This is a genomic window from Allobrachymonas denitrificans DSM 15123 (genome assembly GCF_900110225.1).
Lineage (GTDB): Bacteria > Pseudomonadota > Gammaproteobacteria > Burkholderiales > Burkholderiaceae_C > Brachymonas > Brachymonas denitrificans.
In genome coordinates, this window is record NZ_FOCW01000007.1 from 72,655 (window position 1) to 91,014 (window position 18,360).

Genomic DNA, 18,360 nt, shown 5'->3' on the forward strand with positions numbered 1-18,360 from the left:
AATCGTGATGGATAGCGTGCTGAGCCTGTGGCAGTCGGCGGGATTGTTCGATGCCATCTGCATCGCGGTCCTGCTGCTGTCGATTGCGCTGGGCATGGTGCGCGGGCTGGTGGCAGAACTGGCCTCCGTGCTGTCCTGGGTGGCGGCTTTCCTGGCTGCGCGCTGGGCGGCGCCGGCCGTGAAGATCTGGTTTGGCGCGAGCGAACTGATGCGTGGCTGGAGCGAGCAGGCCCAGTATGTACTGGCCTTTGCGCTGGTGTTCGTGCTGGTGCTGCTGCTGATCAGCCTGCTTACCGGCGCGATACGGCGCAGCCTGCAGGGCCTGGGGCTGGGTGCCGTGGACGGGGTCTTGGGTGCCGGCTTTGGCGCGTTGCGCGCCGTGGTGCTACTGTGGCTGCTGACGGTGGCCGTGTGGTCCACGCCCCTGCACCAGGGCAGCTGGTGGACGCAGTCGCCGGCAGCTGGCTGGTTGACGGCGTCGCTGCAGCAGGTGTCGCCGTTGCTGCCGAACGAAATACGGGGCTGGCTGCCGCCGGCTCTTGATGCGAAAGCGTGAATGAATCGGGTGCTGCAGCCGGACAGCTCTGCAGCAAGGAAGGGTACAGATTATGTGTGGAATCGTGGGCATGGTCAGCCGTTCGGCGGTGAACCAGTTGATTTATGACGCCTTGCTGCTGCTGCAGCACCGCGGCCAGGATGCGGCGGGCATTGCCACGCAGATGGACCGCAAGTTTTTCATGTACAAGGCCAAGGGCATGGTGCGCGACGTGTTCCGCACCCGCAACATGCGTGCGCTGCCGGGCAACTGCGGCCTGGGCCAGGTGCGCTACCCCACGGCGGGCAATGCCTACAGCGAGGAAGAGGCGCAGCCCTTCTACGTGAACGCGCCCTTCGGCATCGTGATGGTGCACAACGGCAACCTGACCAACGCGCGCAGCCTGCGTGAAGAGCTCAGCTCCACCGACCACCGCCACACCAACACCGAGAGCGACTCCGAAGTACTGCTCAACGTGCTGGCGCACGAGTTGCAGGTGACCAGCAACGGCCGCACGCCCGCAGTGCAGGACGTGTTCGACGCCGTGCGTGCTGCTCACCGTCGCCTGAAAGGTTCCTACGCCGTGATCGCCATGATCGCCGGCCACGGCATGCTGGCCTTCCGTGATCCGCACGGCATCCGTCCGCTGTGCATGGGCAAGAGCGAAGATGGCACCGTGATGGTGGCGAGCGAATCCGTGGCGCTGGAGGGCGTGGGCGTGCCGTTCGACCGCAACGTGGCGCCCGGCGAGGCCGTGTTCGTCGATCTGGAAGGCAATGTGCATACCCAGCAGTGCGCCGAGCATCCGGTGCTCAACCCTTGCCTGTTCGAGTATGTCTATCTGGCCCGTCCCGATTCTGAACTGGATGGTGTGTCCGTGTACCGCGCCCGCCTCAAGATGGGTGAGGCACTGGCCAAGCGTGTCATTTCCATGGTGCCGCCGTCCGAGATCGACGCCGTGATCCCGATTCCCGAATCCAGCCGCCCCAGCGCCATGCAACTGGCGCATGTGCTGGGCCTGCCGTACCGCGAAGGCTTCGTCAAGAACCGCTACGTGGGCCGCACCTTCATCATGCCCGGCCAGGCCGTGCGCAAGAAATCGGTGCGCCAGAAGCTGAATGTGGTGGCCAGCGAGTTCAAGGACCGCAATGTGCTGCTGGTGGACGACTCCATCGTGCGCGGCACCACTTCGAAGGAAATCGTGCAGATGGCGCGTGATGCCGGCGCCAAGAAGGTGTACCTGGCCAGCGCTGCGCCGCCGGTGCGCTACCCCAACGTGTATGGCATCGACATGCCAACCCAGCAGGAACTGGTGGCCTACAACCGCACGGACGAGGAAGTGCGTGCCCTGATCGGTGCCGATGCCCTGATCTACCAGGACCTCGGCGCGCTGAAGGCCGCCATGCATGGACTCAATCCGTCCATCGCGAACATGGATGCCTCCTGCTTCGATGGCGTGTACGTGACGGGCGACATCTGCGATGGCGACATTGCGCGCATGCAGCAGGAACGTCCCAAGACGGGTGAGGAGGGTGACTCCACCTCGCGCCTGACGCTGCCCAACGCCGAAATCCAGGGCTGAGTCCCCTCTGCCGTTTTATCCGATTGCCTTTCCGATGTCCCAAGATTTCCATGCGCCAGCCGAAACCGGCTGGCATGTCGATACCCTGGCCGTGCGCCAGGCCCTGCCGCGCAGCCAGTACGGCGAGCACTCCGAAGCGCTGTACCTGACCAGCAGCTTTGTCCAGCCCGACAGCGAAACCTCCGCGCACAACTTTGCCCATCCGGCCGATGGCTATACCTATACGCGCACGGCCAACCCGACGGTGACTTCCTTCGAACAGCGCCTGGCTGCAATGGAAGGTGCGGAGGCGGCCATCGCCACCGCCAGCGGCATGTCCGCCGTGCTGCTGATGGCCATGGGCCTGCTCAAGACCGGCGACCATGTGATCTGCTCGCAGTCCATGTTCGGCTCCACCATCAAGCTGATGGGCACGGACATGGCGCGCTTCGGTATCGAAACCACCTTTGTGCCGCAGACCGATGCCGAAGCCTGGCGTGCCGCCGTGCGCCCCAACACGCGCCTGCTGTTTGCCGAAACGCCGACCAACCCGCTGACCGACCTGTGCGACATTGCTGCACTGGCGGAGATCGCCCATAACGCTGGCGCGCTGCTGGCCGTGGATAACTGCTTTGCCACGCCGGTGCTGCAGCGCCCGCTCAGCCTGGGTGCCGACATCGTGATTCATTCCGGCACCAAGTTCCTGGACGGCCAGGGCAGGGTGATGGCCGGCGCCATCTGCTCCAGCCGCAAACTGGTGGACGAATGCTTCAACCCTATCATCCGCGCTGCGGGCATGGTGCTGTCGCCCTTCAATGCCTGGGTGGTGCTGAAGGGGCTGGAAACCCTGTCGCTGCGCGTGAAGGCGCAGTGCGCGCAGGCGTTGGAACTGGCCCGGTGGCTGGAACAGCAGCCGCAGGTGGAGCGCGTGTTCTATCCCGGCCTGGCTTCGCATCCGCAGCACGAGCTGGCCATGCGCCAGCAGAACGGTCTGGGCGGCGCCGTGCTGTCCTTCACCGTCAAGGCCGATTCGCCCGAGCAGGGCCGTGCCCGCGCCTTCCATGTGATCGACAGCACGCAGCTGTGCAGCATCACCGCCAACCTGGGCGATGTGAAGACCACCATCACCCATCCGGCCAGCACCTCGCACGGCCGCCTGAGCGAAGAGCAGCGCCAGTCTGCCGGTGTGGTACAAGGGTTGATCCGCGTGGCCGTGGGCCTGGAGCATCTGGACGACCTCAAGGCCGACCTGCTGCGCGGCCTGTCCACGCTGGCCTGAAGGTCGACCTTGCCGAAGTGCTTGTGCCTGCCCCGGCAGGGGTGACGCGCAAGCTGGCCGGGCGGTACCGCTTGTCCTGTTCCCCATTCCTGTTTTCCTCCGACACCCATGAGCCAAGTCCGTACCCGTTTTGCCCCGTCGCCCACCGGTTTCATCCACCTCGGCAACATCCGTTCCGCCCTGTACCCCTGGGCGTTTGCCCGCGCAAAGCAGGGCGACTTCATCCTGCGTATCGAGGATACGGACGTGGCCCGTTCCACGCAGGAAGCCGTCGACGTGATTCTGGAAGGCATGGAATGGCTGGGCCTGACGCCTGATGAAGGCCCGTTCTACCAGATGCAGCGCATGGACCGCTACAAGGAAGTGCTGGCCCAGCTGCAGGCTTCCGGCCATGTCTATCCCTGCTACATGAGCATGGAAGAACTGGACGCCCTGCGCGAGCGCCAGACGGCCAACAAGGAAAAGCCGCGCTACGACGGCACCTGGCGTCCCGAGCCGGGCAAGGTGTTGCCGCCCATTCCCGAAGGCGTGCAGCCCGTGCTGCGTTTCAAGACGCCTAAAGAGGGCGTTGTTGGCTGGGATGACAAGTGCAAGGGCCGCATCGAGTTCCAGAACGCCGAGCTGGACGATCTGGTGATCGCGCGCCCGGACGGTACGCCCACCTACAACTTCTGCGTCTGCGTGGACGACATGGACATGCAGATCACCCACGTGATCCGTGGTGACGACCATGTGAACAACACGCCGCGCCAGATCCACATCTTCGAGGCGCTGGGTGCCCAGGTGCCGGTGTTTGCTCACCTGCCCACCGTGCTGAATGAGCAGGGCGAGAAGATGAGCAAGCGCAACGGTGCCAAGGCCGTGACGCAGTACCGCGACGAAGGCTACCTGCCCGATGCCATGGTGAACTATCTGGCGCGCCTGGGCTGGAGCCACGGCGATGACGAGATCTTCTCGCGCGCACAGTTCCTGGAGTGGTTCGATCTGGATCACCTCGGCCGCAGCGCCGGCCAGTTCGACGAAGCCAAGCTGCGCTGGGTGAATGCCCAGCACATCAAGGCGATGGACGATGCACGCCTGGCCGAGTTGGTGCGTCCGTTCCTGCTGCAGAAGGGCATTGATGCCGCACTGCTGGACGATGGCCGCCTGCCGGCCATGTGCGGTCTGCTGAAGGACCGTTGCGACACGCTGGTGGCGTTGGCCGACTGGATCGAGCGCTTCCATGTGTCGGTGGAGGCTTCGGAAGAAGACAAGGCCAAGCACCTGACGGACGCCGTGCGCCCGGCGATTGCAGCACTGGCAACGCAACTGGAGACCTGTGACTGGACGCAGGAAGCAATTTCTGCAGCCATCAAGCAAATTCTGGCTGATTTTGGGCTTAAAATGCCGCACTTGGCCATGCCGGTGCGCGTGTTGGTCATGGGGACTTCCCAGACGCCTTCCCTCGATGCCGTGCTGACATTGCAACAACGCAAAAAAGTTTTGCGGGACTTGCAAAAAGTCTAAAAACTGGCCTATAATTCAAGTCTTCGCAGCAAACGAAGTTCGTTGAAAGCGAAGCAAAATTTGGGGGTATAGCTCAGCTGGGAGAGCGCTTGCATGGCATGCAAGAGGTCAGCGGTTCGATCCCGCTTACCTCCACCAAATCTAGGTTTTGACCCTATCGTCTAGAGGCCTAGGACATCACCCTTTCACGGTGAGTACCGGGGTTCGAATCCCCGTAGGGTCGCCAAACAAACTGCTGGCAACAGCAGTCTTGGCAAGCAGGCTGGAAACAGCATGCGAACCACCAGGAGTGGTAGTTCAGTTGGTTAGAATACCGGCCTGTCACGCCGGGGGTCGCGGGTTCGAGTCCCGTCCACTCCGCCAACATCGAAAGCCTTGCACTCGTGCAAGGCTTTTTAGTCAGTTCCCAGGTTTTGACCCTATCGTCTAGAGGCCTAGGACATCACCCTTTCACGGTGAGTACCGGGGTTCGAATCCCCGTAGGGTCGCCAGACAATGCCTGCAAAAGGCATCTGGCAGGCAGCTTGCTCCGGCAGGCGGCCAGCTACCAGGAGTGGTAGTTCAGTTGGTTAGAATACCGGCCTGTCACGCCGGGGGTCGCGGGTTCGAGTCCCGTCCACTCCGCCACCTCTTCAGAACCGTCTGTTTCTTGTGAACAGGCGGTTTTTTGTTGTCTTTTTTTCCGAGGGACGCGCGCGGCAGGTTGGGGTGCAGATCCGGGCGCCGGACCGCTGAATGCGTGATGCTCTCCCAAGTGATGCAGGATGTTTCGCTAATCCTACATTGCCTTGATTGCAGTTTCTGCCGCCTACGAGCAGGCCTCGTCATCGCAGGTGCGTATGCGCCCGGTGCGATAGAAGAAAACGGCGCGTAACCGGTCATGTAAGCGGAACTCCAGCCGGCCATTGGCAAGACTTCCTTCCCGGTTGCGCGCAAAACCCTGTCCGTTGAACGCCAGATAGCCCTGCTTGAGGGTATTGGCGTTGCCGGTAGCGGTGGCCGGAGCAGAAATGCTGATGGCCTGCTTCGGATAGCTGCGCTCCTGCAACAGTGTGTCGACATCGGCATTCCATTCGCCATCGCCGTCGGCGTCGCCAAAGACCCTCCATCCGGCATTCCAGTCGCCGTCATGCGCCTGCACCAGTGCATTGCGGCCGGTGGCCAGTGCATGACTGCGCGCCGCGTGGGCTGCCGCGATGAAACTGGCGCTCGCCTCCTGCAGTTCGATGCGCGATTGCCAGTCCCGATAGGCAGGGATCGCCAGGGTACTTGCCGTTGCGAGCAGGGTGAGCGTGACGAGCAGCTCGGGCAAGGTGAAGCCGCGGGAACGTGTCATGGCATCAGTCCCGGCATGAGTGGGGGGCGTTGTTGTCGGGGCAACTGCGTTGACCGTAGCTGTTGATGGCAAATGCATTGCGGCTGGCAGGGCTGGGCGCAGTGGTAGAGGCCAGCTCGGCAAAAGCGTCGATGCATTCGCTCAACGGCAGATCCTCGCCACTGTCGTTCTTGCAGGCGCGTGCGCCGAGCAGGTAGCGCGCATTACCATGGCCAGTGTCGGCACGGAACGGCAGATCCCCCGGCGCGCCTGCCTCGAAGGCGGCATAGTGCTGATGCTGTGCACGGTACTGTTCCTGTTGCAGCAATTGCTCCTGCAATGCGGTCTGAATGGTCTGACGTTCGCCTCTTTGCAGATGGCGTGCATACGAGGGGTAGGCCAGACTGGCGAGAATGCCGACCAGAGTCAGCACCAGCAGGGTTTCGAGCAGGGTAAAGCCCCGCATGCGGAATTCAGTCATCGGAAGTCAGGGCTGGGCCCGGCAATTGGCGGAAGGAAAGCTGGCGGAGCTGTGGGGATGTTGCTGCCGTAGCGGTGTCAGGCTCCTGAGAGGGCGGAGGGCCTGTGATCAGCTCGAAATCGGCCTGAAGCAGCACCGTGATGCGGGCAGGGGCCGGGCCTGTACCGAGCGCAGTGATGCGGTAGGAGGGTGTTGTGTTTGAAAGCTGATCCTGCGTCGGAACGATCACGCGTTGAATGCGATAACGCGGTGGCATGGCGGCCTGTGCGCCAGCACCACTTGGGTATCGGGCAGAGGTGAAGGTGCCGAATACCACACTGGCATCCGGATCAAGCCAGTCGATCCCTGTGGCGCTGTTGCCGGACCCATGGGTCAGGGAGAAGACAGCCTGCTCCGTATTCAGGTGTGCGCACAAGCCTTGCAAGCCAACGCTGCCACACCCTTCGTGCGGCCAGGAGGCAGCCGATTCCAGAGACTGAAGCAGGGCGATGCGTTCAGGAGCTTCTCCCGTAGTGCGGAGCACATCCCTGACGGCATCGTCGAGAGCCGCCGCTGCAGCGTGGTAAGCGATTTGCTGCTGGCGATCACTGTGGATGGAGCGCGCCGACAAGGTGATCCACTGCGCGGTGGCACTGCCCAGCAGGGCGACTGCCAGCAGCAGGATCAAGGTGGGGATCAGGGTGAAACCTGTGGCGCTGATTGTCTGAAGCCGAGAAGGGTGCACCTTGGTGCAGTGACTCGAAACAAGGGCTTTGCGTGCGCCGTTCTTGCGGAGATCCCATGGGGCTGGACCTCTGTCGAAGACAAGGCATTTGCTGCCTCGCGTTTCATCGAAGGTCAGCACCTTCATGATGGGGCCTTCGCTGCGGGGAGATGGACGCTCCACTGCACCATGTGGCGAAGGCGTCTGTCTGCTGCCAACTCCAGCGAGGCGCCCGCATCGGTGGGAGCGATTTCTGCATGGCTGGCACCCCACGGATGCAGCACTGTTGGCCCGGGAGCCGCAACGCCATCCGCACTGCGCAGCACCAGAGCCACCTGCACGGCGTGCACACGCTGCCAGTTCAAGCGCGTGGCCGCGGCATCACCGGAAATCTCCAGTTCCCCTGCGTGTTTCCACTGCACGATGTGGGAAGAGCCGGCATCCTCCGATTGCAGCCCGAAAAGAAACTGCAGGCTTTCCACCCCTTCGATCAGGGGCACCGATACCCAGTCGTTGGCGCTCGGGTATGCGCAGTACAAGCCTGGCTCCCCCGTGCTGCTGCGCGCAAGGTAAAGGAGGTTGACCGGATGCACCGGGGCACTCGTGCCCCCGCAATGGGATAGCGCGGAGCCGGATGGAAGACGGACGGCCACGATGTCGCTGCCATTCAGGCAGCTGCTGTCACGCACCTTGCCGCAATGGCCGGGGCGGCTGCCATTGTGGATCTTGTGTATGGAAAGAAAATCCAGTGTTTCCGGCTTGCGATAAGCGGCATTGTCCCAGCCGTACAAGGCAGGCTGATCGCCGTTCAGGCCTGCACTGGCTTGCCGCAGCAGGCGTGTGATCACATCCCTTGCCAGACGCTCGCGGTCCTGCAGCTGGGTTGACTGGTCCACCAGCTGCATGCCTTGTCGCGCCAGCAGCAGTCCGGAGCTGGCGAGGGCGATCACGGTCAGCCCCAGCGCCATGGCAACCAGAAGTTCCACCAGCGTAAAGCCCTGGGCGGGGCGACGCAGGGGCCTCATGGCGGCGCTCCGGTGCTTGCCAGAAGCACGGTGCCGGGACGGACCATCTCAGCGTCGTGGCGCGTAGGCCAGCCGAGCTTGATGGCGAGCAGACGGATGGGGCCCGTGCTGGCTCCGTCGCAACTCCAGTCCGGCAAACCCTGTGCATCCAGCGGTTGCGCATCCGGGCACACCTGCACGCGGGCGCCGGGCAACTCCTGCGCGACCCGCTGCATCCAGCTTGCGATGTCATGCGCTGCTGCTTGTTCGGGCAGGAGGCAAGGCGTGCTGACGCAATCGGCTGGCACGGAAGGCGCATGATCCAGCCGGGCATCAAGCACATAAGGGCCACCGGGCAACTGCGCCATGGCGGCATGGCCGCGCAGGCGTTCCGCCAGAGCGGCCGCGAGCTGATCGGCGCGCGCCTGCTGCTGGCTTTCGCGATGCTGGCGCAAGGCATTGGCGTGCATCTGCTGTGCGCCCAGCAGGCCGACGCCGAGCAGCACCAGCGTGACCAGCACTTCGATCAGGCTGAATCCCTGGTTGCGGTGAAGGCGGTGGAGATACGGGATGCGTCTGCACATCCCATCATTTTAATTAAAAAGTTCTAATAAAAATAGAAAAAGAATCAAAGGAAACAGTCTGATGAGGCCCGCCAAAACTCAGGCGTCGAACAATGCAGGCTTCTTTTCGGATACCAGAGCATGCTCCAGTTCGAGCAAGGCGATCTTGCGATCCAGTCCCCCTGCGTATCCCGTAAGCTGCTGGCGCGCCCCCACCACCCGATGGCAGGGCACGAACAGGCTGATCGGATTGCGCGATACCGCCATGCCGATCGCCCGGGCACCACCGGGGCATCCCAGTGCATGGGCCAAGGCTCCGTAGCTGCTGGTGTGCCCTTGCGGAATGCCGACCAGCGCGTGCCAGACGCGTTGCTGGAACGGGCTGCCTTCAACGAAGGTGAGCGGGGGATTCTGCAGCTCCTCGCCGGCAAAGTAGCGATCCAGCGCCAGTGCGGCCTGCTTCAGTACCGGATGTGTCGGATCGACGGGGACACCATCCAACTCGTCTACCGAAAAGTATTTTTGCGGTTCGAACCAGGCGCCGGCCAGGGTATCTGCCGTGGCGCCCAGGTGAAGCGATCCCAGCGGAGAAGCGTAGATGCTGCGCGCCTGCAGCAGGCGATGATAGGGAACGGCAGGCATGGCGGGCTCGCTGGTAAACGGTGGTGGATGGCGCGGTGCGCGCAGGGAATGATCCAGTTTACTCCCCTTACAATGGGCCGATCCAACAATACCAGTCCGCAAGCGGGCTTTCTCCTCATGCAAGTTGCTGCTTCCATTTTCAAGGCCTATGACATCCGCGGCGTGGTGCCTACGACCGTGACCGCGGACGGGGCACGCGCCATTGGTCGTGCTTTTGGTACGCGTGCCCGTGCGCAGGGCAGTCAGGTGGTTGCCGTCGGGCGTGACGGTCGCCTGAGCGGCCCGGAGCTGGCCCGGGCGCTGATCGCAGGCCTGATGGACGTGGGCGTACAGGTGATCGACGTGGGCATGGTGACCACGCCCATGCTGTACTTTGCAGCACATACGCTGTGCGACAGCGGCATCCAGGTGACCGGCAGCCACAATCCCAAGGACCACAACGGGTTCAAGATGGTGCTGGCCGGCAAGGCCATCTATGGCGATGAAATCCAGGGTCTGCGCGAAATCATCGAGCAGGAAAGCTGGCAGCTGGCCGAAGGCGGCAGCGTGCGCCAGGAGGACATCTTCCCCGCCTACAGCGACAAGATCGTCAGCAGCGTGCAGCTGGCGCGCCCGATGAAGATCGTGGTGGACAGCGGCAATGGCGTGGCAGGTGCCACGGCCCCGTCGGTGTTCCGTGCCCTGGGCTGCCAGGTGAGCGAGCTGTACAGCGAAGTGGACGGTGATTTTCCCAACCACCATCCCGATCCGAGCAAGCTGGAAAACCTCGAGGACGTGAAGCGCGCCCTGCGCGACACCGATGTGGAGCTGGGCTTGGCTTTCGATGGCGATGGCGACCGTCTGGGCATCGTCACCAAGGATGGCAACGTGATCTACCCGGACCGCCAGATGATGCTGTTTGCGCAGGATGTGCTGCAGCGCGTGCCAGGTGGCACCATTGTGTTCGACGTGAAATGCTCGCAGCGTCTTGCGCCGGCCATTGCTGCAGCCGGCGGGGTGCCGCTGATGTACAAGACCGGCCATTCTCTGGTCAAGGCCAAGATGAAGGAAGTCGATTCGCCGCTGGGTGGCGAAATGAGTGGGCACATCTTCTTCAAGGAGCGCTGGTTCGGTTTTGATGACGGCACGTATGCCGGTGCGCGCCTGCTGGAAATCCTGAGCCGCCATGATGATCCTTCCGCCGTGCTCAATGCCTTGCCGACCAGCTATTCCACCCCGGAAATCAACGTGGCGTGTGCCGAAGGCGAGCCGCATCGTCTGGCTGCCGAATTGCTGCCGCTGGCGCAGCAGCAGTTTGCCGGGCAGGCGCAGGTCAACGGCATCGACGGCGTGCGTGTGGACTGGGAGGATGGCTTCGGCCTGATCCGTGCTTCCAACACCACGCCGGTGCTGGTGCTGCGCTTTGAGGGCCACACGCCCGAGGCGCTGGAGCGGATCCAGAATGCCATGCTGGAACTGCTGCGCCGTGTGAAGCCGGATGCCGTGCTGGGAGCTGCGGCGCACTGAACGCTTCCTGCCCATGCAGCTGACCCTCTACCGCACGGCCATGGCACTGGCCCGGCCCCTGCTGATGCGCAAGCTGCGCCGGCGTGGGGCGCAGGAGCCGCTGTACCTGCATGCAGTGCATCAGCGTTTTGCCGAGTACACGTCTGAGGAGATGCAGGCCGCGGCGGGTCATGCTGGGGAATGGGTCTGGCTGCATGCCGTGTCATTGGGTGAAACGCGTGCGGCTGCCGTGCTGGTGCAGGCCTTGCGTGAGGCGCGCCCGGGCATGCGGCTGTTGCTGACCAACGGCACTGCGACCGGGCGCCAGGAAGGAGAGAAGCTGCTGCAGCCCGGTGACCTGCAGGTCTGGATGCCCTGGGACAGCCGTGCGGCGACGCGCCGCTTTGTCGAGACCTTCCGGCCGCGCCTGGGTCTGCTGATGGAAACCGAGATCTGGCCGGAAATCCTGGCGGCCTGCGATGCCGCCGACATTCCGGTGGTGCTGGCCAACGCGCGCATGAGCGACAAGACCCTGCGCCAGTCGCTGCGCTTTGCCTCGCTGGCGCGCCGTATCTACGGCCTGTTGCAGGTTGCCTATGCGCAGACGGCAGGCGATGCCGGGCGTCTGCAGCAGCTGGGCGTGCCCGAGATCGTCGTGACGGGCAACCTGAAATTCGATGCCCGGCCCGATCCCCGGCAACTGGCATTGGGACACCGGCTGCGCTCGGAGCGCGATGCTGCCATGTCCGCGGCAGGGCAGAAGCCTACACCGGTGCTGATGCTGGCCAGCAGCCGAGAGGGCGAGGAGCAGCTCTGGGTCGATGCCTTGGCGGCCTTGCCTGCAGAACAACGCCTGGCTGCGCAGTGGTTGCTGGTGCCGCGCCATCCGCAGCGGTTCGACGAAATCGCAGCCCTGCTGGAGCAGGCGGGGTGGAAGGTACGCAGGCGCAGTGCATGGGGAGTTACGGATGGCAACCCGGGTGCGCCTGCTGGTACCGAGGCTTCTCAACCATCCAAAGCCTTGGCGCTTCCCGTCAGCGTTGGGAATGATGCCACCCCCACAGTCTGGCTGGGCGACAGCATGGGCGAGATGGTTTTTTACTACGCTCTGGCTGATCTGGCCCTGATGGGCGGCAGCTTCGCGCCGCTGGGCGGGCAGAACCTGATCGAGGCCTGCGCCTGCGGTTGCCCTGTGCTGCTGGGGCCGCACACCTTCAACTTTGCCGAAGCCAGCGAGCAGGCCATCGAGGCAGGGGCTGCGTTGCGTTGTGAAGGCATGGCCGAGGCAGTGAAACAGGCTCTGGAGCTTGGAGAGGTCTGCAAGAACGGGATGTCTGCAACCGAAAAATTGTCCCGGATGGAGGTGGCTGCGCTCGAATTCAGTCAGCGTCACCAAGGGGCAGCGCAACGGATTGTGCGAGACATTGAGGCACGGGGCTGGCTCGCCTAGTGCGATGCGCTCAGCAGGGCAGGAATTTCGTACCGTACCGGCCGGAGTAGGGGTCAATCGGCTTCGAAGTAATCGCTATCAATGTTCTTGATCTCATATCTGCCTGCGACCGAAACACCGACGTTGTAGTCGACCATATGGCGCACCATGGCAGGGCCATCGATGAGAATGATCCTGCTCGCAATGTGCTGGACATAGTCCAATGCTTCACGAGAGTAACTGGAGGTCGTGATGAAAATGCCTTTGCTTGCACGCTGCCCTTGCAAGGCGCCTGCAAACTTCTGGATCTCAGGCCTCCCGACGACACCTTCCCAGCGTTTGGCTTGCAGGAAGATGGTGTCGAGGCCAAGCTTGTCTTCCTTGATGATTCCGTCGATGCCACCATCACCGGACTTTCCGATGGCTCTTCCTGCATCCTGATGCGAACCGCCATAGCCCATCGCCACAATCAGGTCGACCACGATTTGCTCGAAAAATGCAGGTGTCGCCTGTCGCACCTGCTGTAGCAACTCGGATTCCAATTCCGTACGAAGACGCTTGTAAGCCGCTGCCATTGCGTCTTCCGGCGTGGATTCGATGGACAGATCCCCGCCTGCAGTCGGCGAAGCGGGCTCTGCTTCAGCCTGTCTGGAACGATCCCGGAAGTCCCTGAAGGATGCGTAATTGTTCAGCAGGGTGTTGTCGATAGCCCCCGGATTCGTGGCCAAGAGTGCGCGGCCATCTTCCGTAATCCTGAATACGCCTCGTCTGGGCGCGGAGAGCAGGCCAGCCTGCTTCAGGTATGTCTTGGCCCAGGCTACCCTGCTGGCAAATACCAGCGTCGTGCCGCTCGGAAGCAGGCGTGTTTTCTCCTCGTCGGTCATTCCGAACTGATCGATCAAGGTGCTGACGAGCTCCTTCATGTGGTGCTCGTTGCCATCGCCCGTGACTTTCAAGACTGGAAGCATCAGGGATTGATAGTCTGGAATCACGGTACATCCTTGTCAGGTTTGCTGGGTCAGTAACGCCCGATGGTGGGATCCACCAAAGCCCACGCATCAATCCCACCCGTGATGTTCCACACCGCATCATGCCCCTGCTGTGCCAGAAAATGCGCCACATGAAAACTGCGCACCCCATGGTGGCAGAGGCAGGCAATGGGCGTGTCGGGGTCGTCGGGCAGGCGGTCGAGCGAAGCGCCGAGGCGGGACAGCGGTTCGGTCAGCAGCACAAAGCCCTGAGTTGCCGCCTGAGGCTGCACATGGGCAGCGTCGCGCTCCCAGTCTTCACGCACGTCCAGCACGTAGGGCGTCAGGCCGCTGGCGCGCACCTGTGCGGCCCAGTCGGCAACCTGGGCCGGAGCCAGTTCGGAAACAGTCACGGCGGGACGCCGGGAATCAGAAACGGAAGCGCGACACCTCGGGGAAACCTTCCAGGCGCGGAATGATCACGTCCCAGGGCTTGACGGTGTCGAAGGTGCCGGAGTTGGCGCGCGTGACCAGGTGCACGTGCATCATGGGCTCGTGACCGACCACGCCGATCAGGCGGCCGCCGGTGGCCAGCTTGTCCTGCAGTTCATGCGGGATGGCAGGCACGGAGCCGCACAGCACGATGGCATCGTAGGGGCCGTTTGCCAGTGCACCAGCCAAGCCGTCGCCGTGGCGCAGGTCTACATTGGAAATGCCTGCCTTGCGTAGGTTGTCGGCGGTCTGCTTGACCAGTTCGGGATGGATTTCGAAAGCCTGTACCTGCTGGCTGCGGCTGGCCAACAGGGCCGTCATGTAGCCGGTGCCGGTACCGATCTGCAGCACCTTGTCGGTGGGCTTGAGTTGCAGGTCCTGCACCAGGCGGGCCTGTACGCGCGGGGTCAGCATGACCTGGCCGTGGCCGATCGGGATTTCCAGATCCATGAAGGCCATGTCGCGATGTTCGGCAGGGCAGAAGTCTTCCCGCTTGACCTCTTCCAGCAGTTCCAGAATCTGATCATCCAGCACGTTCCAGGGGCGGACCTGCTGCTGGATCATGTTGAAACGGGCTTGTTCGATGTTCATGCTTGCTCCGGCACGCGCGCCTGTGTGGCGCATGGTTGTACAGACGAATTTACTTATTTTAACGTGTGCAGCGGGGGTTTCCCCAAGCCATGCTGCGGCGCACTGCAGTGTGGGGGCATCCGGCCGCAAGCTGTCTCGAAAGTGTCATATACGTTTTGCAACATATGGCGGCTTCTGCCGCGTCGGCAGAGCGATTCTCCTGGAGCTTGCATGCGCCGATCTGTCCTGATGTTCCTGCTGTGTGCGATGCCAGCCCTGGCGCATGCGGATTCCTTGCTGGATCGCGCCATCGACACGGTGTCCAATCGCTGGAACGCGGCCGGCGAAAACGGCAAGGTGGATCTCTATCTGCCCCTGCATGCCTGGCATGACCGCAATACCTACACGCCAGAGGAGCGATCCAGCCTGAACGAACAGCCCTGGGGGCTGGGCATTGGGCGCAGCGCCACAACGCCGGATGGCCGAAGCCACTACAGCTTCTACGCACTGGCCTTCAGGGATTCGGAAGGGGATGTGCAGCCGGTGGCCGGCTATCTGCAAACCTGGCGTACCCAGCCTTCCGGACTTTTTGCCGGCCTGGGCTACACGGCTTTTGTCACCGCACGCCGGTATTTCCACAACTACCTGCCGTTTCCGGCCGTGTTGCCGGTGGCGGAACTGGGCTACGGCGACTTTTCGCTGTATGCCACCTATATTCCAGGTGGCAAGTACAAGGACAGGCGCTACGGCAACATTGCGTTCGTGATGGCGCGTTACGCGTTTTGAGCCTCTGCAAACAGTCCCGGCACGCAGCAGCATGGCCGGGACGACTTGTTCACATCAGCCCTGCTTGGCGTTCTTCTGCAGGAACTCCATCACCAGTTGCTTCTCGCCATCATTCAGGCCGGCGCGCTGGAACATGCTGGGCGTGATGCCCTGCCACTGCTTGAGCGTGTACTGGGCCGGATCGCGCGGGCCGTGGCAGACGGTGCAGCGCTGGTAGAAGATCTTCTCGCCCTTGCCCATGGAGGCCGTGGCTTTTGCACGCAGTGCGGCGGCACGATCGAGTGCGTAGAACTTCGCGTCGAAGGCGATGTCGCTCTTCGTGATGGCGGGCGGCTCGAAGGCCTTGCTGCCACCCGGGTCGGCATCGGTGCATTTGCGCAGGCTGGCCAGGCAGGTGTTGGCGGTGGTGGCCTGGGTGAGCTTGCTGGCGCGGCGGTTGGAGGTGATGAAGTTGACCAGGCCGTTGTTGCAGCGGCCCTTGCTGTCCAGCTGCGGCCACGCGCCCTCGTAGATGCTCACCACGCCGGGCATGATCTTGTCGGAAACCTTGGCGCCCACCACCAGCGCGCCGCGCTCGTTGTACAGTTCGACCAGATCGCCGTCCTGGATGCCGCGCTTTTCGGCATCGGCGCGGCTGATGGTGAGCGGCTCGCGCGTCTGGATCTCGTACAGCTTGCGCACCGGTTCGGCATTGGCAATCTGCGAATGCAGGCGGTAGTAGGGGTGCGGGCTCACCACGTGCACCTCGTCCGGCTTGGCGTTGCCCAGATATTCGGCCGGCGGCAGAAACTTGGGCATGGGTGGCATGTCGTCCAGACGCATCTTGTCGATGGTGGCGGAATACATCTCGATCTTGCCGCTCGGGGTATGCAGCGGGTGCTTGGCGGGGTCTGCGCGGAATTCGGCATGGCGCACCCACTTGCGTGCCTCCTCGGGCACCTTGATGGGAGCATGGCCTTCTTCCCAGAATTTGGCGAAGGGGGTGTCCTTGACCGCCGAGGATTTCTCGTAGGCCTGTCTGATGTAATCCATTGGCTTGAGGCCTTCGGTAAAGGCGAACTCGATGCCGCACAGGGCGGACAGGCGGCGGAAGATCTCGAAATCATCCAGCGCATCACCTACCGGGGCGATCAGCTGCTTCATGGCAAACACCTTGTCGATGCTGTAGGTGCCGGCGGAGGTGATGTCGTCGCGCTCCACCGTGGTGGTGGCAGGCAGCACGATGTCGGCCCAGCGCGAGGAGGCATTCCACCAGCAATCCTGCACGATCACGGTGTCCACGCTCTGCATGGCACGGATCAGCGCATTCGTGTCCTGCTGATGGCTCATGAAATTGTTGCCGGCGTTGTAGATCAGCTTGACCTTGGGGTAGGTGTAGGTAGTGCCGTTGTAGACGAAGGGCTTGCCCGGACCTTCCAGCATCTCGGTGATGCGGGAGGCAGGACAGATCTTCTTCACCGGATTGCGCCCCTGCGACAGACCGGTGGGTGCGGTGCCGCCAGACTGCGGCATGCCGCCACCACCGTAGTGCCAGCTGAAACCCACGCCCTGGCCAGGCAGGCCGATGTTGCCCAGCATGCAGGCGAAGTTGACGATGGCCCAGTAGGGCATCTCGCCGTGGTGCGCGCGCTGGATCGACCAAGAGCCGCCGATCTGCGTGCGCTTGCTGGCCATCAGGTCAGCCAGCTCGCGGATCTTGTCGGCCGGAATGCCCGTGATCTTGCTGGCCCATTCAGGGGTCTTGGGCGGGGTGCCGTCCTTGTCCTTGCCCTTGCCCAGCAGGTAGGTCTTGAAGCGGTCGAAGCCGACGGTGTACTGGTCGATGAAATCCTGCTTGTGCTTGCCTTGTTCGAGCAGGTGGTAGCTCATGGCGAGGAACAGGGCGGTGTCGGTGTTGGGGATGATCTTCACCCATTCCGCACCCATCTTCTCGTCGGTGGTGGTGACCTGCGGGTTGATGGAGATGAACTTGCAGCCGGCCTGCTTGATGGCATCCCAGCCGCTGTACATTTCGTGGTCGCAGGCGGTGTATTCGATGCGGTTGTTCTTGTCCGGATCGCAGACTACCAGCAGGAAGACCTCGGTGTTGTCGCGCATCTGTTCCCAGGAAGTCTGGGCGGAGTACACCTCCATGTCGCCGATCACCATGGGCATGATGATCTGGCCGGCTCCGGCGGACCAGTCGCCCGTGGTCATGGACGAGCCGCCCAGCAGGTTGAAGAAGCGGCCCTGCAGCACATTGGGGCGGAAGATGCCGCCGTGCGACCAACCGCCGTAGGAGCTGCTGAAGCAGCCTTCGTTGCCGTGCTTCTCGATCGTGTCCAGAATGGCCTTGCCGGTGAGACCGAGGGCGGTATCCCAGCTCACCTGCACCCATTCATCCTGGCCGCGCAATTCCGGCTTGTTGCTGCCCTTGTTACCCTTCTGCACCCATTCCAGATAGGACTTGCGTACCATGGGACCGGCGATGCGGGTTTTGTCGTAGGTGCGGGCCAGCACGCCGTCGGTCAGCATGGGCGTGGGCATCTTATCGTGCGCGGTGGGGGTGACCTTTTCCAGCTTGCCGTTGGTGATGGTGGCCATGAAGGGGCCGTAGTGGTCGGCGTGGAAGAGGGTGCCGGTAAAGGTCTTGTAATCAATGGCGACGGGTGCCGAGGCGGCTGCGCTGGCGCCGCTCGCGGCCCCTGATGCAGCTTGCACAGCCTAAGACCGTTGCATAACCCCCCGGAAGCCCAACAAACCATGTTCCAATGACAGCAGGAGGATGATCGCGATGGACAGTTTCTTCTTGATGGGTGCCAAGCCGCTGGTGCAGGACAGTCCCAGCATGAAGCTGCACGAGTTGCTGGACTGGCATTCCATCGCCGGCCACCTCAAGGGACTGTACCAGCGTGAGAAGTCGGGTGCCGGTGGCCCCGAGCCCTATAACCGCCTGGGCATGTTCAAGCTCATGCTGCTCGGTCAGTGGCACGGCCTGTCTGATGCCCAGCTGGAACAGGCCCTGCGCGTACGCCTGGACTTCATGGTCTTTACCGGATTCG

At 62.8% G+C, this 18,360-nt stretch carries 18 protein-coding genes and 5 tRNA genes; 13 read left to right on the forward strand and 10 right to left on the reverse strand.

Annotated elements, in window-relative coordinates:
- Window positions 1–7 precede the first annotated feature (7 nt).
- The 9 genes from BMW28_RS10550 (at window position 8) to BMW28_RS10590 (ending at window position 5,508) form a co-directional block, all read left to right on the forward strand.
- On the forward strand, window positions 8–556 hold the full coding sequence (locus tag BMW28_RS10550) for a CvpA family protein (RefSeq protein WP_091817648.1): 549 nt from the start codon (window positions 8–10) through the stop codon (window positions 554–556).
- A 52-nt stretch (window positions 557–608) separates the two neighbouring features.
- A complete protein-coding gene (gene purF / locus BMW28_RS10555; protein ID WP_091817649.1) occupies window positions 609–2,117 on the forward strand; it encodes an amidophosphoribosyltransferase in 1,509 nt (502 codons plus the stop codon).
- Between the two features lie 34 nt (window positions 2,118–2,151).
- Window positions 2,152–3,375 carry an O-succinylhomoserine sulfhydrylase gene (locus tag BMW28_RS10560; RefSeq protein ID WP_091817651.1) on the forward strand — a complete coding sequence of 408 codons (1,224 nt, stop codon included), beginning with the start codon at window positions 2,152–2,154 and terminating at the stop codon, window positions 3,373–3,375.
- 108 nt (window positions 3,376–3,483) lie between these two features.
- The gene (gltX, locus tag BMW28_RS10565) at window positions 3,484–4,881 is read left to right on the forward strand and encodes a glutamate--tRNA ligase (protein WP_091817654.1); all 1,398 of its coding nucleotides are present in this window, start codon (window positions 3,484–3,486) and stop codon (window positions 4,879–4,881) included.
- Between the two features lie 62 nt (window positions 4,882–4,943).
- Window positions 4,944–5,019: transfer RNA gene (locus tag BMW28_RS10570), tRNA-Ala, on the forward strand.
- Window positions 5,020–5,031: 12 nt separating this feature from the next.
- Window positions 5,032–5,107: transfer RNA gene (locus tag BMW28_RS10575), tRNA-Glu, on the forward strand.
- 60 nt (window positions 5,108–5,167) lie between these two features.
- Window positions 5,168–5,244: transfer RNA gene (locus BMW28_RS10580), tRNA-Asp, on the forward strand.
- A 52-nt stretch (window positions 5,245–5,296) separates the two neighbouring features.
- Window positions 5,297–5,372 (forward strand) — tRNA-Glu (locus BMW28_RS10585).
- A 59-nt stretch (window positions 5,373–5,431) separates the two neighbouring features.
- Window positions 5,432–5,508: transfer RNA gene (locus BMW28_RS10590), tRNA-Asp, on the forward strand.
- A gap of 181 nt (window positions 5,509–5,689) precedes the next feature.
- On the opposite strand, the gene BMW28_RS10595 is transcribed toward BMW28_RS10590, so the two are convergent.
- The 6 genes from BMW28_RS10595 to BMW28_RS10620 all read right to left on the reverse strand — a co-directional run bounded on the left by BMW28_RS10595 (window position 5,690) and on the right by BMW28_RS10620 (window position 9,589).
- Window positions 5,690–6,217, reverse strand: a complete 528-nt coding sequence (locus BMW28_RS10595) for a GspH/FimT family protein (protein WP_159430751.1) — start codon at window positions 6,215–6,217, stop codon at window positions 5,690–5,692.
- 4 nt (window positions 6,218–6,221) lie between these two features.
- Window positions 6,222–6,677 carry a type IV pilin protein gene (locus BMW28_RS10600; protein ID WP_091817660.1) on the reverse strand — a complete coding sequence of 152 codons (456 nt, stop codon included), beginning with the start codon at window positions 6,675–6,677 and terminating at the stop codon, window positions 6,222–6,224.
- Window positions 6,670–7,527, reverse strand: a complete 858-nt coding sequence (locus BMW28_RS10605) for a PilX N-terminal domain-containing pilus assembly protein (protein WP_091817662.1) — start codon at window positions 7,525–7,527, stop codon at window positions 6,670–6,672. Before BMW28_RS10605 ends, BMW28_RS10600 begins: the two co-directional genes overlap by 8 nt.
- On the reverse strand, window positions 7,524–8,405 hold the full coding sequence (locus BMW28_RS10610) for a PilW family protein (RefSeq protein ID WP_091817666.1): 882 nt from the start codon (window positions 8,403–8,405) through the stop codon (window positions 7,524–7,526). Before BMW28_RS10610 ends, BMW28_RS10605 begins: the two co-directional genes overlap by 4 nt.
- Entirely contained in the window at window positions 8,402–8,968 is a 567-nt protein-coding gene (gene pilV / locus BMW28_RS10615; RefSeq protein ID WP_091817669.1) for a type IV pilus modification protein PilV, read from the reverse strand. The genes BMW28_RS10610 and pilV overlap by 4 nt, the downstream gene beginning before the upstream one ends.
- Before the next feature lie 78 nt (window positions 8,969–9,046).
- Entirely contained in the window at window positions 9,047–9,589 is a 543-nt protein-coding gene (locus tag BMW28_RS10620; RefSeq protein WP_091817672.1) for a methylated-DNA--[protein]-cysteine S-methyltransferase, read from the reverse strand.
- Between the two features lie 117 nt (window positions 9,590–9,706).
- Here BMW28_RS10620 and BMW28_RS10625 point away from each other — a divergent pair, with 117 nt between their 5' ends.
- Window positions 9,707–11,095 (forward strand): phosphomannomutase/phosphoglucomutase, encoded by a 1,389-nt coding sequence (locus BMW28_RS10625; RefSeq protein ID WP_091817675.1) that lies wholly within the window; start codon window positions 9,707–9,709, stop codon window positions 11,093–11,095.
- Window positions 11,096–11,108: 13 nt separating this feature from the next.
- Window positions 11,109–12,524, forward strand: a complete 1,416-nt coding sequence (locus BMW28_RS10630) for a 3-deoxy-D-manno-octulosonic acid transferase (protein WP_091817711.1) — start codon at window positions 11,109–11,111, stop codon at window positions 12,522–12,524.
- A 53-nt stretch (window positions 12,525–12,577) separates the two neighbouring features.
- On the opposite strand, the gene BMW28_RS10635 is transcribed toward BMW28_RS10630, so the two are convergent.
- The 3 genes from BMW28_RS10635 to BMW28_RS10645 are packed head-to-tail and all read right to left on the reverse strand — an operon-like array spanning window position 12,578 to window position 14,554.
- The gene (locus BMW28_RS10635; RefSeq protein ID WP_234970121.1) at window positions 12,578–13,495 is read right to left on the reverse strand and encodes a restriction endonuclease; all 918 of its coding nucleotides are present in this window, start codon (window positions 13,493–13,495) and stop codon (window positions 12,578–12,580) included.
- 26 nt (window positions 13,496–13,521) lie between these two features.
- Window positions 13,522–13,884: a rhodanese-like domain-containing protein gene (locus BMW28_RS10640; protein ID WP_234970122.1), complete on the reverse strand. Its 363-nt coding sequence runs from the start codon at window positions 13,882–13,884 to the stop codon at window positions 13,522–13,524.
- A gap of 16 nt (window positions 13,885–13,900) precedes the next feature.
- On the reverse strand, window positions 13,901–14,554 hold the full coding sequence (locus BMW28_RS10645) for a protein-L-isoaspartate O-methyltransferase family protein (RefSeq protein WP_091817717.1): 654 nt from the start codon (window positions 14,552–14,554) through the stop codon (window positions 13,901–13,903).
- 210 nt (window positions 14,555–14,764) lie between these two features.
- On the opposite strand from BMW28_RS10645, the gene BMW28_RS10650 reads away from it, so the two are divergent.
- Window positions 14,765–15,319: a hypothetical protein gene (locus BMW28_RS10650; protein ID WP_091817680.1), complete on the forward strand. Its 555-nt coding sequence runs from the start codon at window positions 14,765–14,767 to the stop codon at window positions 15,317–15,319.
- 54 nt (window positions 15,320–15,373) lie between these two features.
- Here BMW28_RS10650 and BMW28_RS10655 read toward each other — a convergent pair whose 3' ends face one another.
- Window positions 15,374–18,019, reverse strand: coding sequence for a molybdopterin-dependent oxidoreductase (locus BMW28_RS10655; protein WP_159430750.1), 2,646 nt, complete (start codon window positions 18,017–18,019; stop codon window positions 15,374–15,376).
- A 73-nt stretch (window positions 18,020–18,092) separates the two neighbouring features.
- On the opposite strand from BMW28_RS10655, the gene BMW28_RS10660 reads away from it, so the two are divergent.
- Window positions 18,093–18,360 (forward strand): transposase (locus tag BMW28_RS10660; protein WP_407640952.1); only part of this gene is annotated, 268 nt, incomplete at its 3' end.

Excerpts from the sequence above, each read along its gene's own strand:
- BMW28_RS10550 (WP_091817648.1), top strand. The coding sequence starts at position 8 with ATGGATAGCGTGCTGAGCCTGTGGCAGTCGGCGGGATTGTTCGATGCC.
- purF (WP_091817649.1), top strand. The coding sequence starts at position 609 with ATGTGTGGAATCGTGGGCATGGTCAGCCGTTCGGCGGTGAACCAGTTG.
- BMW28_RS10560 (WP_091817651.1), top strand. The coding sequence starts at position 2,152 with ATGTCCCAAGATTTCCATGCGCCAGCCGAAACCGGCTGGCATGTCGAT.
- gltX (WP_091817654.1), top strand. The coding sequence starts at position 3,484 with ATGAGCCAAGTCCGTACCCGTTTTGCCCCGTCGCCCACCGGTTTCATC.
- BMW28_RS10595 (WP_159430751.1), bottom strand. The coding sequence starts at position 6,217 with ATGACACGTTCCCGCGGCTTCACCTTGCCCGAGCTGCTCGTCACGCTC.
- BMW28_RS10600 (WP_091817660.1), bottom strand. The coding sequence starts at position 6,677 with ATGACTGAATTCCGCATGCGGGGCTTTACCCTGCTCGAAACCCTGCTG.
- BMW28_RS10605 (WP_091817662.1), bottom strand. The coding sequence starts at position 7,527 with ATGAAGGTGCTGACCTTCGATGAAACGCGAGGCAGCAAATGCCTTGTC.
- BMW28_RS10610 (WP_091817666.1), bottom strand. The coding sequence starts at position 8,405 with ATGAGGCCCCTGCGTCGCCCCGCCCAGGGCTTTACGCTGGTGGAACTT.
- pilV (WP_091817669.1), bottom strand. The coding sequence starts at position 8,968 with ATGTGCAGACGCATCCCGTATCTCCACCGCCTTCACCGCAACCAGGGA.
- BMW28_RS10620 (WP_091817672.1), bottom strand. The coding sequence starts at position 9,589 with ATGCCTGCCGTTCCCTATCATCGCCTGCTGCAGGCGCGCAGCATCTAC.
- BMW28_RS10625 (WP_091817675.1), top strand. The coding sequence starts at position 9,707 with ATGCAAGTTGCTGCTTCCATTTTCAAGGCCTATGACATCCGCGGCGTG.
- BMW28_RS10630 (WP_091817711.1), top strand. The coding sequence starts at position 11,109 with ATGCAGCTGACCCTCTACCGCACGGCCATGGCACTGGCCCGGCCCCTG.
- BMW28_RS10645 (WP_091817717.1), bottom strand. The coding sequence starts at position 14,554 with ATGAACATCGAACAAGCCCGTTTCAACATGATCCAGCAGCAGGTCCGC.
- BMW28_RS10650 (WP_091817680.1), top strand. The coding sequence starts at position 14,765 with ATGCGCCGATCTGTCCTGATGTTCCTGCTGTGTGCGATGCCAGCCCTG.